At 44.3% G+C, this 16,739-nt stretch carries 13 protein-coding genes and 2 pseudogenes; 9 read left to right on the forward strand and 6 right to left on the reverse strand.

The annotated features are described in order from the left end of the window. Window positions 1-2: 2 nt before the first annotated feature. Window positions 3-433, reverse strand: a pseudogene (locus tag AB4513_RS17000) (IS5/IS1182 family transposase); the annotation flags it as partial. 469 nt (window positions 434-902) lie between these two features. Here AB4513_RS17000 and AB4513_RS17005 point away from each other — a divergent pair. The 8 genes from AB4513_RS17005 to AB4513_RS17040 all read left to right on the forward strand — a co-directional run bounded on the left by AB4513_RS17005 (window position 903) and on the right by AB4513_RS17040 (window position 5,637). Continuing rightward, window positions 903-1,334 (forward strand): hypothetical protein, encoded by a 432-nt coding sequence (locus tag AB4513_RS17005; protein ID WP_136975317.1) that lies wholly within the window; start codon window positions 903-905, stop codon window positions 1,332-1,334. Between the two features lie 51 nt (window positions 1,335-1,385). Beyond that, entirely contained in the window at window positions 1,386-1,871 is a 486-nt protein-coding gene (gene radC / locus AB4513_RS17010; RefSeq protein ID WP_102504146.1) for a DNA repair protein RadC, read from the forward strand. Window positions 1,872-1,974: 103 nt separating this feature from the next. Next, on the forward strand, window positions 1,975-2,259 hold the full coding sequence (locus AB4513_RS17015) for a DUF1640 domain-containing protein (RefSeq protein ID WP_102257729.1): 285 nt from the start codon (window positions 1,975-1,977) through the stop codon (window positions 2,257-2,259). A 740-nt stretch (window positions 2,260-2,999) separates the two neighbouring features. Further along, window positions 3,000-3,383, forward strand: coding sequence for a hypothetical protein (locus AB4513_RS17020; RefSeq protein WP_102535539.1), 384 nt, complete (start codon window positions 3,000-3,002; stop codon window positions 3,381-3,383). Window positions 3,384-3,426: 43 nt separating this feature from the next. Next, window positions 3,427-3,813, forward strand: coding sequence for a hypothetical protein (locus AB4513_RS17025; protein WP_102535540.1), 387 nt, complete (start codon window positions 3,427-3,429; stop codon window positions 3,811-3,813). Between the two features lie 75 nt (window positions 3,814-3,888). Continuing rightward, the gene (locus AB4513_RS17030; protein ID WP_102535541.1) at window positions 3,889-4,224 is read left to right on the forward strand and encodes a type I restriction endonuclease subunit M; all 336 of its coding nucleotides are present in this window, start codon (window positions 3,889-3,891) and stop codon (window positions 4,222-4,224) included. A gap of 55 nt (window positions 4,225-4,279) precedes the next feature. Further along, a complete protein-coding gene (locus AB4513_RS17035; protein WP_029189388.1) occupies window positions 4,280-4,723 on the forward strand; it encodes a lytic transglycosylase domain-containing protein in 444 nt (147 codons plus the stop codon). Between the two features lie 554 nt (window positions 4,724-5,277). Beyond that, window positions 5,278-5,637 (forward strand): hypothetical protein, encoded by a 360-nt coding sequence (locus AB4513_RS17040; RefSeq protein ID WP_016800258.1) that lies wholly within the window; start codon window positions 5,278-5,280, stop codon window positions 5,635-5,637. Between the two features lie 20 nt (window positions 5,638-5,657). Here the strand turns inward: AB4513_RS17040 and traI are convergent, their stop codons facing one another. The 5 genes and pseudogenes from traI to AB4513_RS17065 all read right to left on the reverse strand — a co-directional run bounded on the left by traI (window position 5,658) and on the right by AB4513_RS17065 (window position 15,333). Beyond that, window positions 5,658-11,438 carry a conjugative transfer relaxase/helicase TraI gene (traI, locus tag AB4513_RS17045; protein ID WP_102258632.1) on the reverse strand — a complete coding sequence of 1,927 codons (5,781 nt, stop codon included), beginning with the start codon at window positions 11,436-11,438 and terminating at the stop codon, window positions 5,658-5,660. Window positions 11,439-11,625: 187 nt separating this feature from the next. Then, window positions 11,626-13,665: a type IV conjugative transfer system coupling protein TraD gene (traD, locus tag AB4513_RS17050; protein ID WP_102258633.1), complete on the reverse strand. Its 2,040-nt coding sequence runs from the start codon at window positions 13,663-13,665 to the stop codon at window positions 11,626-11,628. A gap of 313 nt (window positions 13,666-13,978) precedes the next feature. After that, window positions 13,979-14,047, reverse strand: a pseudogene (locus AB4513_RS17055) (glyoxalase/bleomycin resistance/dioxygenase family protein); the annotation flags it as partial. 13 nt (window positions 14,048-14,060) lie between these two features. Further along, window positions 14,061-14,261 (reverse strand): hypothetical protein, encoded by a 201-nt coding sequence (locus AB4513_RS17060; protein ID WP_102258634.1) that lies wholly within the window; start codon window positions 14,259-14,261, stop codon window positions 14,061-14,063. A gap of 157 nt (window positions 14,262-14,418) precedes the next feature. Then, on the reverse strand, window positions 14,419-15,333 hold the full coding sequence (locus AB4513_RS17065) for a hypothetical protein (RefSeq protein ID WP_133148842.1): 915 nt from the start codon (window positions 15,331-15,333) through the stop codon (window positions 14,419-14,421). A 534-nt stretch (window positions 15,334-15,867) separates the two neighbouring features. Between AB4513_RS17065 and AB4513_RS17070 the strand changes: the two genes are divergently transcribed. Then, window positions 15,868-16,739: IS110 family transposase (locus tag AB4513_RS17070; protein WP_102258636.1), on the forward strand; the 872-nt coding region annotated here is incomplete at its 3' end.

Below are 16,739 nucleotides of genomic sequence, written 5' to 3' on the forward strand. Positions count from 1 at the left end.
TGGCTTCTAACTGGCATAGCCAGAGCTATAATTTTTGTTTGTAGTTTTGACATTTACTATCATTTCACCTATCTGAGCGTTGTAGTATTTCAAACTCGTTTTACCGCTCGTTAGCGCCTTTTCCGCTTCATTTATTGCTCCACTCTCTTCCCAAAGCATTACCTTCTTTCGAGGTGAGTTTCAGTGAGGGACAACCTTTCTTTTTTAGAGGCTCATGGCACAACAAAACTGACTTCCGCACTCATGGTTTCGGGTGTATCGACATGAACAGCCAAGTGCAGCTTTTGCCATGCTCTGCGTTTCTTTGCATCAAGCTTTTTCACTTTCCACTCTCCCTGACCAAAAAGATGGAGGCTAATTGAGTTAATGGCTAGACGGCGAATAGCCCTTTAGATTTATTGTGATATTTGACTTGAACCGCGTTCGAACACTTACCCTTGAAGATTGAGTACGGACGGTTCTTTTTCTAACGCCAATCAATCTATAAAGTACGTATTAAACTTAAATATTGGGCGTTCTCCCTTCGGTCGGCTCATTCCGTCGCTTCACTCCTCTCGCGATAACTTATGGCACTGTTATCGAGCAAGCTCGATGTGACATTAAGTTACTGCGAACAATCACCCAACGCCTCCGCTACTGCGTAGCTGCGCTTCGTCGTGCCTCCTTATTGCCTTTCACTGGCTTCAATTAAGTTCGAGTAAGGGCTTGTTTTCTTATGTGCCGATTTTCCTTTCGACTCGCATCACTGGATGGCGCTCGCAGACTGTTCACCATCCTCAATCAGAACCTTCTCTGCAAGGGTAAATAAACGCTTCGCGCCCCTGCAGAGAAGAACCCTGTTTGAGGTCTGGACAGCCAAGCGGCTCCATAAAAGTGATACTCAAACAAAAAGGAAACTCCTCATGGCACAACAAAACTCAACCCCAACTCTCTCTAAACCGATGTTCAGCGACCAGCGTTTCGCCGCTGGGCACGAAAGCTCACCAAAAAATGATATCTCCTGTCGGGTCGTTGAACGTGCAGTTCGTTCGACTGTTTCAGCGACGGTTTCAAAAGGACTTATCTGGGTGAATTCAATGGACTTTAATTCGAGCGTTCGAGCGGTCAAAGTGCATGAGATTTTACTTAAGGAGTTTGGTTATACCGACTCTTTGATCTTGGAGGAAAGCCAGAAAGGAAAAGGGGTGAGCATTAGCGTATGTGACAGAGTGACGACGGTAAAACAGATGCGAGAAGATTACGCCTACGCGAAAAAAGAAGAGAGAAACGTTGAAACGACCGCTAAGCATCAAGAAATAGCGAAAGACCTTCTGACTAGCTTGTATGGCCAATAACACGGACTGAGCGCCGCCCCTCACGACTTTAAATATTAAAAGGGATCTATTATGTCTGTACTTGCTAACTACTCTAATCACAGCCTTTTCTCTGTAGAAGAAAAAGATATCTTGCACCATGCCGCGAGCATTTTAAAATCTAAGTTGTTTGTGTCAGAGCAGACGCCCCTCAATTCCCCTGAATTGGTGAAGTCATTTTGTCAGACTTCACTCGCCTCCAATGAAAGCGAAGTGTTTGGGGTGATATTTCTTAATAGTCAGCATCGAGTTTTACGCACAAAAGAGATGTTTAACGGCACCATTGACGCCGCCTCCGTTTACCCGCGTGAAGTGGTCAAAGAGTCACTGGCCACAAATGCAAGCGCGGTCATTTTTTATCATAATCATCCCAGCGGTGATGCCACACCCAGTCAAGCCGATCGACGTATTACTCGACGACTGACCGACGCGTTAGCCTTGGTTGATATTCGAGTACTCGATCACTTCGTGGTGTCTTTTGAAGATGTGGTGTCATTTGCGGAGCGTGGTTGGATATAACCATTAGTTAGTGGAAAATGTCTCTCATTCACGCCTATTCTGGCGTGAATGACTTCGGTAACGTAATGCAGTAAACTAAAGACAACTAAATAAGGTTTCTATTATGTCTGAATCAAGCAAAGTTACATTAAGCGTTGAAGAGCTGATCAACCTAACCGCTCATGCTGCCACTCAAGAGCAGTTAAATGATACGCGGAAAGAACTCGATCAGAAGATCGAAGCGGTTCGTAATGAGCTGAAATCTGATATTCAAGGGGTACGGAATGAGGTCCTGGGGGTTCGTAATGAAGTGAGTTCCCTTAAAAACCTCATTATTGCTACTGCCTTTGCGATGATTGCGACGGTAGCCGGTGCCGCGTTTTGGGTTGGCAGTCATATCACCGCTTAATGTACAAATATGTTTTCTGAAATGCCTCTTATCCTAGAGGCATTTTTTTTACCTCGTGATTGCTGTGTACGCTTGGGTTTCTGCGCTAAAAGAGGTTGAGCCAAAGGCTCGACCGCAAGCGGTCGCCAATACCGCTCTCAGTACCACAGTACGCCCATTTGCTCTATGTTTAATTATATTGCTTTGTCATAGTGTCGTTTTGTTGATTCTTTCCTTATAGGGCTTGATAGGCGGCTTTTTTATTATGACGGTTTAAGGCTGATTTTAAGTGCTGCGTTGTGGTAACGGCTTGAGTTGGGCGTTACCCTTCGGGCAAGGCTTTTCGCTTGTATCTTTCATCTATGGCCTAAGAGTGGCATCACCCTGGTGAGTCACTGCGTGCCGCCCCAAAATGTGCCTCTCTACAGCCCCTATCTAAAAGGATATCGCTGCAATCCTGAACGCCTGCGCCTCGTCATTCTTCCTCGTTGCCGCTCGTCGTGCCTCCTCGTTGCCGCTCGTCGTGCCTCCTCGTTGCTCTCCCTGCCTTTGAATAAGTTCGAGTAAGGCTTGTTTTCTTATGCGCCGATTTCCTTTCACTCGCATCATTTACGGGCTCGCAGGCTGTTAACCGTCTCTCCCCACAACCTGCTTTGCAAGGGTAAATGAACGCTGCGCGCCCTTGCAAAGCAGAACGATGTTGAGAGAGCGGACAGCCAAGCGGCTCCGAAAAGTGATACTCAAACAAAAGGAAAATCCTCATGGCGCAACAAAATTCAAACCTAACTCTCTCTAATTCAAATTCAGTGACCAGCGTTTCGCCGCTGGAGCACGAAAGCTCACCCAAAAATGATATCTCTAAGCGTCTGCAACCAGTAGAGCCAAGTCGTGATGTTGCCCTATCAGGATCAACATCTGTGGAAAATATTGTCGTGATTGCCGCTCACGTAAAAGCAAGAGCCAGGCATTCCAGTGTTTGGCTAGAACTGACGGTTTTGTTCCCAGAAACAGAACTCAATAAGCCGTACTGGGGGCAAGGCATCGCGAGAGGTCATGTGATTACTGAAACAAATAAGGTAGGGCTGAATAGTCGTGCTGTAGTCATAGGATGGGTGACAAACAACCATCAATACATCGAAACATAAAAGAGTGGATCATCCCCTTAATTATAAAATGGAGACTTAAAAGATGAAATATCTCTCACACTATATTCAAGACAAACAAACTCAGGCTTTTAATGAGGCAGGGGCGTTCTTTGCTTTTTCTAATCAACAGTTCGATGATGAAAAAAAAGAGGGCGTGAAATATGCGGTGATAGGTATGGGTTTAATTTGCCCAGTTGATAATGCCAAGCAATTAATGACTCGTTTAGATTCTATCGCTCAAGAAGGGATCGCCGAAGATATCAAAGAGAACGGGAAAAAAGCGATCATTCGTCGTGAGTTATTTAATCATGAGTGTTTCTACACCAATGATATTTGTGACTGTGTGGAAAAGCTCGAAGGGTATGGCATCACTTACGATGAAATTCATGAAGTGTTTAATCATATTCGTAAAACGGAAGACGTTTATTAAGCGTGAAAATAAAGCGCCTTGATATTTGCTGTCTCAAATATCAAGGCATGTTCAATTACATCGGAGTTAGATTTAATGAACATTCTGAATGCTACACAAGATAGAGAAGAAACAAAAGCAAAATTTTATATGTGTACGGCTGTGCCGTTTTCGTTGGGTAAAGTGGTCTATACGCAAGGTATTGAGCAGTTATTAGATAATAATGTCGGTGCTAACTTGTCGATTTATTTGCAGCGTCACCAAAGTGGAGATTGGGGAGAGACTTGCATTGAAGATAAAATCACCAATGACGAAGCAACCAAAACAGGCGAGAGAGTGATATCGAATTATACGATTTGTAAACAGTCCGTTTGGATAATAACTAAACGTGACCGCAGTGTGACCACAATTTTATTACCTTGTGAATATTGATATCTCAATGGGATGGCATAAAATGAGAGTCCTATTATTAGGGCTCTTTTTTATGATGAAACCATTACTTTATCTTTCGCTGTTATCGCCGTGTTTCAGTTGGGCTTTTTGCTTTGATGAGGCAGGGCGATTTTATAATGTCGATCCACAGCTTTTAAAATCCATTGCAACGGTAGAGAGCAGCTTAAAGCCGAACGCGTACAATGAAAATAAAAATAGAGTCGGTGAGGTGGTTAGTCGTGACTTTGGATTGATGCAAATCAATTCCCATTGGTTTGATCGACTATCTGAATTTAATGTGAATGAAACAAACATCTATAATCCTTGCTTTAATGTTCATCTTGGCGCTTGGGTATTAAGTTCTAATTTTTCTAGTCATGGTTATAACTGGAACAGTGTCGGCGCGTATAATGCGGGTTTTTCCAAACGTACCGAGAACGCCAGAAAAATATACATCCAAAAAGTCCAATCGGTTTATTTTAAGATGAACGTTCAATAAAAGGACTTGCACCATAATGGTGCAATGCCTTTAGCTTTTCCTCTCGCTTTCTTCCTTCAATTTCCAGATCCCCCGCATCCCTCGTTCGTCAGATTCATTCGCCACCTGGTCGGCTTTTGTCTTTCGCTGTCAGTTTTTCCCGTCGCTTTGATTAAGGAACTCAGATCATTCGTTCTGAGTTGTTGGTTAGTTGAGTTGGTGACCACACCCTACGGCGCATTGAAATCAATGCAAATGGTTGTCTGTGAAAAACATAAAGATAATAAAAACAAAAAGTTAAAGATATAATAGTCGCTTAAAGTAACGTGGAAAAATTTTCAGAAATTACACTAATTAGCCGATTAAATTTCAATGGATAAATATATTTTTTCAATGATTATTAATTGATCCCTTATAGGTAAAGCGATGAGAGCGTTTTCAAGGTCCTTTAATTGGAAATCATTGAATGTTGATTGAGCCCTTTATTGACAATGCTTGAAGGGTCTTTTATAAAATTAATTGATTGAAATTTCATTTGAATAACAATGCTTTTAATTGGGATTGAGGAGGGCAATATGACACGTTCTTATCCGCTACAAAGTTCTTTACGTGGAAAGTTAGCGCAAGATTTTAAGACGTTTAGGGATAAGGAAGCATTAAGTGATGCAGAGGCCACACGCCAACTTTTGATGTTGGCACTGCGCATCAAACTCAATGACAGTGAGGATGATAGTCCATCGAACCGTGCGTTGATGGAAGAGATTTATCGTGTCGTTCGTGGCTCATCTGCGATCACTGATGTGGTTCATGGACAAACCTTTGATGGTGAAAAATTATTCCGACAACAAAAAGAATCCAAACCCTTTAGGCAACAGGTGAAATCTGATATCGATAATAAAGTCGATGAGTTTCTGGCAGGCAAAAAAAAAGGGTAGTCCATTGGACACCCCTTTTTCTACCGCTCTAACTCTCTATCTAGTTTATTATCTTGGTCATTGTTGTTGTCACGCTCCTGATTAAAATCAAACGTTTTTTGAGGGGAGGGTTCTTTGCTGTCGAAGTGTTCAAGCTCTTTATCTTTGATTTCTTTTGTGTGTTGATTAATATCAGTGTCCGGCTCGTTGGTTAATGAATCATGGTCTTGAGTGGGTGTGTCGAATTCCTCTTTTTGTTGATGCGTTTGTTGATGGTATTGTTCAATACCCTGTTTAATTTCCTCAAGCATATCGTCAGGTGAAACAAACTGAATATTTCTCCCTGAAAAGTTGGCCATGATTTTTTCAACGTTGTTGGGATTTAAATCAGTATTTCCTTGACTCAGTACAATCACAATGTTCTGTCTGATTTCATCGGTGGAGATATTCTGAATGTCATTCTTATGATTGACATTGATAATGTCGTATTGGCCTTGATGCGCTTGATTAATAATAAAAGCATTCTCGATTGAGGTACTGATGATGGTGGTGTGCAAATCACTGCCTTGATGGAATCGCGTTATTTGTTTGGATTTCGTGCCTAATATCCGTGGGTTGATGTCGAGTGCCGGATCTTTATTTCCTTGCCCGTCTAAATAAGTCACTTCAATCGCTTTTGTTTCTCCTTTTTTATCGTGAATGTTAGTTATCATTGCCGAGTGAAATGTCTGGTCCTCCGAGGAGTACACTGCTTGATGAAAATGAACATGGTCACTCTTAGGGTGTTCAATACCTAATTTATTGAGGTAAGTTTCGGCTAATGTGCCTGTGAGTGGCTGACTGGTTTGTATATATTCTTTCGCTCTCTCTTCAAATTGTGCCATGTGTTTTGGCGTAGTAGTCAGTAATTGTTCATGTTTAGGGTTGGCGGTGAGTTGGTATTTATTAGGATCATTAAGGATGTTGTGGGCTTCTTTCATTGCCTCCTTATAATTTATTTCCTTATGACTCATCATCAAATTGATTAATGAGCCTTTTTCACCGGTGGTATAGTCTTTAAAATACCCTCGATATTCCCCCGTTAATGACACTTTTAGAGCCGATTTACCGATACCAAAGGTTAAATAGTCACGGTCTGATTTAGATGGGTTCGGTTGTCCCAATAGGTTGATGGCTAAGCTTTCGGTGTATTTAGGGAGCGCTTGGTTGATGTGTTCTTTAAATTGGTTGTAGTCAAAATCTCCGTTTCTATTTTGATAACGTACGTCTTCATGAGGCAGAGCTTTGTCATTAAAGTAAGGGGTACTGTGTGGTGCAATGTTTTCGATGGTTTCAATGGCACTGTGTTTATTGACCTCTTTTGATAACCAGCTCTTCATCATCTGTTTTGGGTTATCGGTAAAAAGTTTGACATGAGTGCTCGCTCGGCTCAAATCGATGTAAGCGCGTCTTAAGTTCGTCAGTGCGCCTTTGCCTTTGAGAGTGGTAATGACGTACTGATACGTCGCTCCTTGCGCCATGTCCGCAGTTCTGGTGTAAGCGTAATCCCAATGCCCATCTTTGAGTTGGTTTGGATTGAGGTTTAACGTTTGCCCTTCTTTCGAAAGCGCGGTGATTTCTTCCTTGGTGGCACGGCTGATGGTGTATTCCACATTGGCTTTAATGCCTCGCGCTTTGTCGGTAAAGCGGGTCATGATTTTATCACCGGTTGAAAGCGGCTTTTCTGATTGAGCGAAGAGTGACGTGTATTTGTGGTCTTTGTTACGTGGCAAAAACGGTTTTGTCTTACCTGTATTCACGTCTTGAAGTGTCACCACTCCGTGCTCCGAATCAATGTGGGTAATGATGTCGTACTCTCCTTGCTTGGTGCTTAAAATGAGCCCTTTCTGATAAGGCATCATGGTGGCTAACTCTTCTTTGCTCTCACCTGTAGAGCGCAATCGGGTGGTGATGATGTTCTCTTGGCCTATCTCTTGTGTTTTCATCAGTCCGACACGAATGTGCTCAGTGATGTGGTCACGCTCATTATTCGTGTAAGCAATGATAAGCGTGTTTTCTCGCGTTTCGGGCGTACGGGCAAGGTAGTCCTGTGCTACAGCGTAAGGCAGCTTTTCGGTGGCAATAAGCTGTGCTTTGCTTTGGTCTTTCGCACTCTCATCGAGGGTGGAGATAATATGTTGCGTGCTACCGAGTGTATCAGGGCTTTGCTGAGAGAGTTTATCGAGGGCGCTGTGTGGCTGCTTATCCACAATGTTGTGTACGGCACCAAGCAGTATTTCATTCTTCTGACGAATGATGTCGGTCATAAAAGCCGTATCGATGAGTCCTTGTCTCATGCTCAATTCAAACGGTTTACCGGCATTAAGAGAAAGCAGCTGCTCTTTATCCCCAAGTAAGGTGGCTTTGGAGCCGCTTTGTAATACAAGGTCGGTGAGCTCTTTGGCTTGTTGGTTGCTGACCATGGAGCTTTCATCGAGGAAGAACAGCGTGTTTTTGTAGTCCTCTGGTAAGGTGATGCCACGTCTTAGGTCGGTCAGTAAGCTTTCCAGCGTTTGCGCTTGTATCCCTTTGCTTTCCAGTTCGCTGACGGCGGCGTGCGTTGGTGCAATACCTATGATTTGTGAAGGTGAGTGTTTACTGGCTTGGCTAGCGTGTTGAATCAATTCAATGTTGGATTCGAGTAGGGTGGATTTACCGGTGCCCGCTAAACCTTGCACGGCCACAAAACTGTCTTTGGTCGTTGAGATAAGGGTGATGCCGTCCTTTTGCCCTTGGGTAAGGCGAGGCTGTGCATCGAGATAATCTCTGACTTGTCTGTGGGTGGCAAACGGCTTGTGTTGATTTTTCCCTTGCTCAATGTTCCGCAAGATGTGCTTTTCGGTATCGAGCGCCGCTTGGGTGGTCCAGCGTGTGCCGTCGCTGTATTCGGCAGAGAGGGTGTCACTGCGCTTGGCGAGCTCTGTTTCAATTTGATCTTTGATTATCGGTTGATTGGCCTCTTCAAAAGCGTAACGGATCGCTTCGACGACTAACTCTTTTTGTGTAAACGCCGCTTCTTTTTCAGAAAGATGACTCAGGGCAAAGTTCAACGCTTTCTCTTGCAGTGGTGAATTTTGCTCTTTGTTTAAGAGAGTGAGGGCTTGCTGGATGTCGCTTTTGACGGTGATGGCGGTGGTGTCAGTCAGGTAGCGGTCGTTGACGCTTTGAGTGTGCATCACTCGCTCGATGGCAGAAAGCTTCACTTCGCTTTTCTCAAGCGCGGCCTGGGCTTTATCGGGGTTGTCGGTAAACACATCGATGCGCGCGCTTTTCTCGGTCAGATCATGGAAGAGCGCTTTGGAGAGCGTAAAGGTTTTGCCTGAAATAAGAGTGTGCGGCCTTGGTTCGATATGACTGGCGGAATGCACATAGTCGTATTTTAGTGGTGCGTCTTTCAGGGCTTCAGCGGGGATGGTTTTCGATTCGCCTTGCGTGTCCGTTAACGTCAGGGTTTCTTTAGATAACCCTGTGACCACGTAACGTTCATTGGCGTTCAACCCAGATGGAAAGTGCTTACTGGTGGTTATGAGGCGTTCACCTTGGTTAACTTGCAACGATTCAGGTTTAAAGACCTGCATGTTGAGGGCTTTGAATCCGGTGGAAGCGGGATCGAGGGTGTATTCTTGTCCATCGGTTTTGCTGAGTACATGGACTCGATTGTTTGTCTTATCCGATGTGGAAACCACTAACTCTTGAGGTTTTCCGTCTTCCCAATGGCGAAGGGTCATGCCCGGCTTGTAGTGTTGCGCTAACTCCTGTTGGGGTTTAGACAAATAATGAGGTTGCTGAGTCAACAAGGTGATGCCGCTGCGGGCAAGTTGACCCTGGTTCTGTAGAGAGGTCCGGATCGCGTCCGTCAATCGTCGTTGTTCAACGTGAGAAGTCGCCAGCACTTGTGTGTCTTCTTTGTTTGATAAGTAGGTATAAGCTCTGGCGAGGGTGCGCGTATCACTGTCGTGCAAGGCAACCTTACTGTCTATCTGTTTGCTGTCTACCCAAGAGTGCGAGACGACGTTGCCTTTGCGGTAAAGCTCGATGGCGTTATAGGCTTTAAAACCTTGGCGACTGGACGTGTTGTTCAGCAAGATGACTTTGCTCCCCGATCCCTTAGCTTTTGCGTTTAAAGCGATCAACTCATTCGCGCTCATTTTGTGGGCGCTGTCGACGAGAAGGACATCTTTGTTGGTCATTGGTAGGTCGGAGTGCAACAAACTATGGACAGAGTGACGATGCTCTTCTTGAAACCGGTGTTTTACCCAGGCTGCGACCGTATGACTTTCACGTTGGATGGTTTGGCTATGACGGTGTTTGTCTTTGGCGTTTTGTGACACTAAGTGGACACGTTTACCGACATGGTTGCCGACGTTCAATAGGTTTTGCGCGATTTGCTCACTGTTGCCAAACACATTGACCACATGAAACTGTTTGGTGGACTGGTAAATGTCCGCCACCTTTTGGCAGTTGCCTTGAGTGAGGGTCAGTTTATCTAACGTAGCGTCATTGACGGGAGTACGCATATGGTGCGTACGCCCTTTGCTGGCCGCCATTAACGCTTGTTCGGTTTTCAGCATGGTTTGAGTGGTGTATTGACCTTTCATGGAAAGGGGGAGAAGCGCCCCGTCTTTCACCCATTGGTCTGCGACCACTTTAAGGTCGATTGCATTGGCTTGTACGCCGCCCTTGGTAAACTCGGCCGCGGCTAATTCTATGATCTTTTGCAGTTTTAGTGCCGTGTTGTATTGCCCCAAGTGTTCAACGGCGCGACTAAACGCGTCTTTAGCGATTTGTTCAGGGTGATGCTCTTGTTGAGCGATGCCGAGGGCGTTTTTAACCAAGTCTTTGGGCTGATAGCCTTTGTTGCACACCGTTTGTTGCCAGCGAGTATTGAGCTCGGCCTCACTTTCGTAGGTTTTGGCTTTGCGAGTATCGAGTGCGGCTACATCTTTTGCCGCTTGCGTCCCCCCAAAATCTAAGGCTTGTTGGTCGAGCTGTTGTTTGCGAGTAGAAAACGTATCAAGGAGGATTTGAGGGAGGCCTTTGGCTTCAAATTGGCCGTTACCCAATCCTTGCATTTGATAACCCATTTGTTCGCTCTCTTTGGCAAGCTGACTCTGGTAAAGAGCGGTGTAGTACTTTTGGAAGTGGTAAATGCGCTCGCCTGTTCCATTGATGACGCCGCCTTTTTGTTTGAGAGAAGAGGCGAGTGTACGCAGTTGCCCTTCTTTGTCGCGCGTCATGTTTGCCGTCAAAGCGTGGGAATGGAGTTGTGGGTCGTTTTCACGACTGGTTTTATGGCGCACGACCGCAAAGGCCATGGATTCGGTATTGATGAACTCACGAGCGCCTTCGTCATTGATGTGCGTGGCTTGTGCTACGTCTTTTTCTAATTGCGAGAGCGCGAATTTGACCGCCGTGTTATGCGCATCGATTAAACGTGTGTCACCCCCGACGAGAGCAAGTACACTGACCGATTTTGGCGCAGAAAAGGTTAGGTCAAACCCCGATTTATGATCGTCGCGTTTGCCTTTGATGGTTTCATGGCCTAGGTGTCCAGATAAAACGGACTCTAACGTTTTTTGGTCAACCGGTTTACCGAGTAGGCCTGCTTCTTCGGCTAACTGACCATGCCAAAAGGTGTTTTCATTGGTACTGTTTTCTTTGAGGTAGTAGTTGTCGTTGCTGTCTTTTTCGAGAGAAATGTCAGGGGTCTCTTGGGTGTTTTCTTCGTTTAAGTAATACTTGGCGGCGCCAGAGGCGGATTTAAGAGGGCTAATGGACATCATAAGGTGTTCTCCTTTTTTTGGGGCGCAGCAAAGCCGCCACGTCAGCGGAATGCCGGTGAGTTGGGTGTGGTACGAATGGGTTAGCGGACGGCGTTGATGTGAATGAAAGGGTGGTAAAGGGTTTTTACAGGGGAGGGTAAGATTGTGTTCGGTCTCTAAATGTTCCTTGATGTTTCATTTCGTGTGGTTAATCGTACATCTCGCCCGTTTCTGCTTGTGTCATGGACGCCTCTTCGGTTTCTCGCTGTAGTGCATTTTGTGTGTTTTCAGCGAGCTGTTGGTTTTGGGCAGCGTTATTGGTCGGGTTTTCCTTTTTCGGTGCTTTGGCAAGGGTTTGTTTTTGATGGGTTCTGGTTTGCTGCTGCTCTTCTTCGTTTTCATAGGTACTTTGCTGAATGGCGAGTAATCGGTTTCTTTGGGTTTCATCGAGTTCATGCAAAGCAATTAACTCATGAAAAATCAAGGCTTGGTCGATACTCTCCATTGCTTTCCCGCCTGGTAGGTTGCGTTTGATGAAGGAGGGTTGGAGATTGCTCATGCGGTCGTACTTCAGTTGCAGCTTAGTGATGAGCATGGAGTTAGGGGTGCGTAAGTAACACTCTAAATCATCCAAACCTTGGATTTGGGCAGGAGAAACCACAGGACGCGTTTTGTTTTGGTGGCCAAGTGAGACACCGTCACGCAGTGCGTTCGCCCCGTAAGAAATATTTTCTCGTGAGATATCGATTTCTTGCTCACCAAGATCATCCGAGGAAATGGTGGCCATCGCTTTTGAAGGGGCGCGGAAGAAAAAGCGCGTGTTGAGCAAATCAAAAATGACTCTCGCCGCGTTGCGCCCGTAAGTGGTTTCTAATTGAGCGTAAGATTGCAAACCCAGTAAATAACATCCTCCAAATTTACGCACTTCAGAAATAATGTGCGTGAGTTCAGGCAGTTTATGTAACGTAGGCATTTCATCGATGATCACCCAAATTCGGCGGTCGTCATCGGGCTCCATTCCTAGAATGGCGTTGGAGGCAATCGCAAGCCACATCGAGATCAGTGGTCTGAGTGCGGTGTGTTGTCTTGCGTTACTCGATAGGAATAAAAATCCTTGCTGGGATTCATCTTGCACCCAATCTGTGATCGAAAATGGCGCCCGTTTATGGTGGCCTTGTGCGTCTTTTTCATCCAAACCATGTAAGTAACGTAATGACTTAATGTAAGTCGCTAGTACCGATTTGATGGAGATAGCTGTCTTCTCGATACTTTTCGAGACGAGGGAGCTAGCTTCGGTGTCTTTTAAGTGTTCACCTAGCGTGGAAAGCTCCGACGTTAAGATAATGTGCAGCAAATTTTCAATGGTACATTTGTGTTTGTCATCGATCATCATTTGATAGGTGGTTGCTGCGAAAATGGTTCGTGCGGAATCCACCCAAAACGGGTCGCCTTCGCCGTGTTGCGGAATAAGCGCGGCCGCGAGCGATTCAAAGTCAGGGGCTTCTTTGGCATCACTCCAAATATCCCATGCAGCGCAACGCTCATCGAAGGGATTTAAAATCACGTCTTTATGAGGGTCATAGAATTTACTGACAAAATCGCAGCCTTTATCGTAGATGATGGCTTTATCGCCTCGCGCCCGTATCCAGCGCAATAACTTGCGAATCGCAACGGATTTACCTGCGCCTGTGGTGCCGTCAATCATTAAGTGCTTGACCTCAAACCTATCAACAAAAAGCTTGTGACCATCGAGTGCAAAAGGAGAGAGTTTTTTCTTCTTTTTCAGCTCTGCGGTGACGGCTTTAGGCTCAGCCAATTGAAAGCCGCGAATGTGGTTATCTTCGCTTTGCTCTTGCCCTTTTCTCTTAAACCAGTGGTTGATAATCACAAACAGCACGGTGGAAGTGGCCACAGAGACCAGTAGGCCACTGAACAGGGCTTGCAGCAATTCTTGGTAGCACTGTGACAAGATGGGGTTTTGCAGTTGTTGGCCAAGGGTGCTGCTGTAGCGTTGATCTTCCCATTCGACCACTACGTTGCGCTTTAGGCTAAAACCTAATTTGTTGAAGAGCCAAAATAGACTGTAGTAGTAGGCACCGGTTAATGTGCTGGCCGAGGTGAGGAGGTAAGTAGTGATAAGCCCGAGCAAGGCCGCGAAGATATTGAGGTACTTGATTGTGGTTACGTTCACTTGCCACCACATTCGAATGTTATGGAAAGTGATTTGACCACCACGAGTCGTAGACATAGAAAAACTCCTTGTGAAGGAAAACAAAAAAGCGCCCACACTGAGTGAGGCGCTTTTGTTCGGTAGAATGAAATCAGGAATAAGGTGACAGGTTACAAAGGAGGTGTATTACGAGTGCCAAGGCTAAGGGACGACAGAATTGTTTGGTGCTCGCATTAAGATTGACCAGTTTCAAAACGTTTTTGGACATAAACAATTTAGACCTATAGCTCTAAATCGTTTATACAAGATTAGAAAAAGTATCTTGAAACCTTAAATGCTGGTATGTATTTTTCCCACGTAGTCCTATTAAGTTTCCAAATGGGCTCTCAACTTAGCACATTGAAAGCCCACCTTCGATATCCATTAGCCCACGATAAAGACACGCACCTAGTTCTTCAAAGTCAAACTTTTAACTAACCTTTCTTATATAGGAAGTCATTTAACTCTCTTTGTTTCTTATCCCAAGAATCAAGTCTCATTCCAGCCTGATTGGACCTAGTTGGTGAGCTTGATTTCGATTCGATTAATAGCGAACTAATTGTAGTTTCGATCAACACACCATACTCAAGTAGTTCTTCTTCAGTCATTTTTTGAAGTTCATGTACTTTATTCATTATTTACACACCTTTGGATATTAGATAAGAACACCTACATTCCCACACTGACACACTACGCCTAATACAAGGGGCGCCACGACCAACTTACAAAGCACACTTAACTCCGAACCAAAACCGCCGAGTGTAGAGCGTCACCTTTATGTTTTTGTTAGGTTTATCTACGCGTGCGTTCCGTTCTTTTCGCTATCTCAGGAACACTTTCCGAAGGGCTGACTATAGATTTAATAGATACGTTTTCATCTGATTCAAGTACTTTAGAAAAACAGTATTGAAGAGTTTTACCTGTTTTTCTGTGCATTTCTAAAGCTTCATCTATTTTTTCACCAGAAATACCACCATCAGGAGCCATTACCATTGACTGAATATGAACACTGCCATCGTCAGGATTTGATGCGGACATTGCACTCTCCATGTGACCATCAAAGTCTTTAGCGATATCATCCATTACCTCTTGCATACCTTCCCCAGCATATCCAAAGTTATGCTCAAAGCCTGAATCCTGATCATTCTCCAAAGTCAATTTAAGTTGGTCGTTATTTGAGAATTGTATGTGATAATCATTAAAATTAATAAACTGCCTGCCATCAATACGCATTTGAAAATGCCAATGAGGGAAGTCTGTTTTACTACCAGCATGACCTGCGAAATCATTATGAGAACAATCTAAAGTCCACTCAATATTTTTCCACTTAATTGTTACTTCAAATTTTTTACGATCCGAGCTTTCTTCTTTTAGGTTATTAATATTTTTTGCGCCAGATTCAGCAAAAGCCACCCACCTTAGATAGGCTGAAATCTGATAAAAATCGAATGCTTCACTTATTTTCTTAAAGTCTTTTTTCTTGAATTTGCAACGCCTTAACAGCCAATGTAAGCATGGTTTTTCAGTGCTAATACTAGAAAATGGATTACCACACATATAACACTTATCTTCATCATATGCGCTTTTGAAAGATTTATACTCAATATCATAAGCTTTCTGCTGCTCAGAAAAATGCTTCATGGACTCTTCTTCAGACATTGTTGATACATGCGTTTTAAATTTTTTTACTTCATTTTCAATATTCATAATTTCAACTTCATAAAGAACTAACCTGATAAACCTAACGCCCTTCTTGAACAGTTTGTTATGTTCTGGCGCTAACAATACCTTACAAACCATTGAATATTATCTAAATCATGCTATGGTTATGCAACTAATTTTAATGTTGAGTTTTGAACTTAATATAAACTAATTGAGAGAATCAGCATTCGTTGAAGACTTGACGAGCGGTATCTTGTCTCTGGTTGTATACGCAGGCGCAGTTTTAGGTTTAGCATGTACAGTTATGGGAGTTCCAGTTATGGACTTGAATACGATGATTGAATGGTGCGGATCAGGGGTACTGCGGGTAACCAAAGATTCAGTTATTGCTTGATATGATTCACAGATGTTCTCGAGATAGTCCCCGGGGTTCGAATCCCCAACCCGCACCATATAATAAAGCTAGTGGAGGTACTTTACCCACTGGCTTTTTTTGTATTGGAACATAACGAATGACATGGATTCCCCCTACCGAGGATCTGCCACACTTATGTGGTACTTAATTGCACCGGAGGCACCATGTCTGATTTTTCTTATTTCTGCGGTATCGACCTAGCTAAAAACCACTTTAGTCTTCATGCCGTAGACCAAAATGGTAAGGTCATACTTCATAAGTCGGTAACTCGCTCTAAACTACTGACTACAATAGCAAATATGCCACTCATGCGTATAGGCGTTGAAGCGTGTGGTGGTGCACATTATTGGGCAAGAACACTCAATAAACTTGGGCACGACGCCCGCATTATGGCCGTTAAATACTTAATTCCTTATCGAACTAAAGGAAAGAACGACCTTAATGATGCTGTTGCCATATGCGAAGCTGTTCAGCGTCCATCAACTCGCTTTGTACCCGTAAAATCCCCCGATCAACAAGCCATCTTATCGGTACATAGAATGAGAGAGCATTGGGTTCGTGAACGCACCGCGCTTATGAATCGCATGCGCGCCCTACTCTCTGAGTTCGGGTTAATCATTCCTGTTGGCCGCTCTTCATTAATGAAACACGTTCCCTTAATGCTTGAAGATGCAGAAAATGAACTGCCACATCTCGCAAGAACGGTGATTGCCGATGCTTATCACCACCTTGGAGAGTTGAATCAACGTATCGCCGATACTGAACAAGTCTTCGAGTCTTTTGCTAAGGTCAGCGCTAATGTTCAACGAGTGATGAAGGTTCGTGGCATTGGACCGCAAACCGCTACTGCGATACTTGCTTCGATAGGTAATGGTTCTCAATTTGATAAAAGCCGTGATTTCTCTGCTTGGCTAGGACTAGTACCAAAGCAATATTCGACGGGAGGAAAGCCTCGCTTAGGTCGGATAACCAAACACGGCGACAAATACTTGCGAACACTATTAGTTCACGGGGCGAGGACAGTCATTGCCAACCT

Source organism: Vibrio sp. 10N.222.54.E6 (assembly GCF_041473955.1).
Taxonomy (GTDB): domain Bacteria; phylum Pseudomonadota; class Gammaproteobacteria; order Enterobacterales; family Vibrionaceae; genus Vibrio; species Vibrio tasmaniensis_A.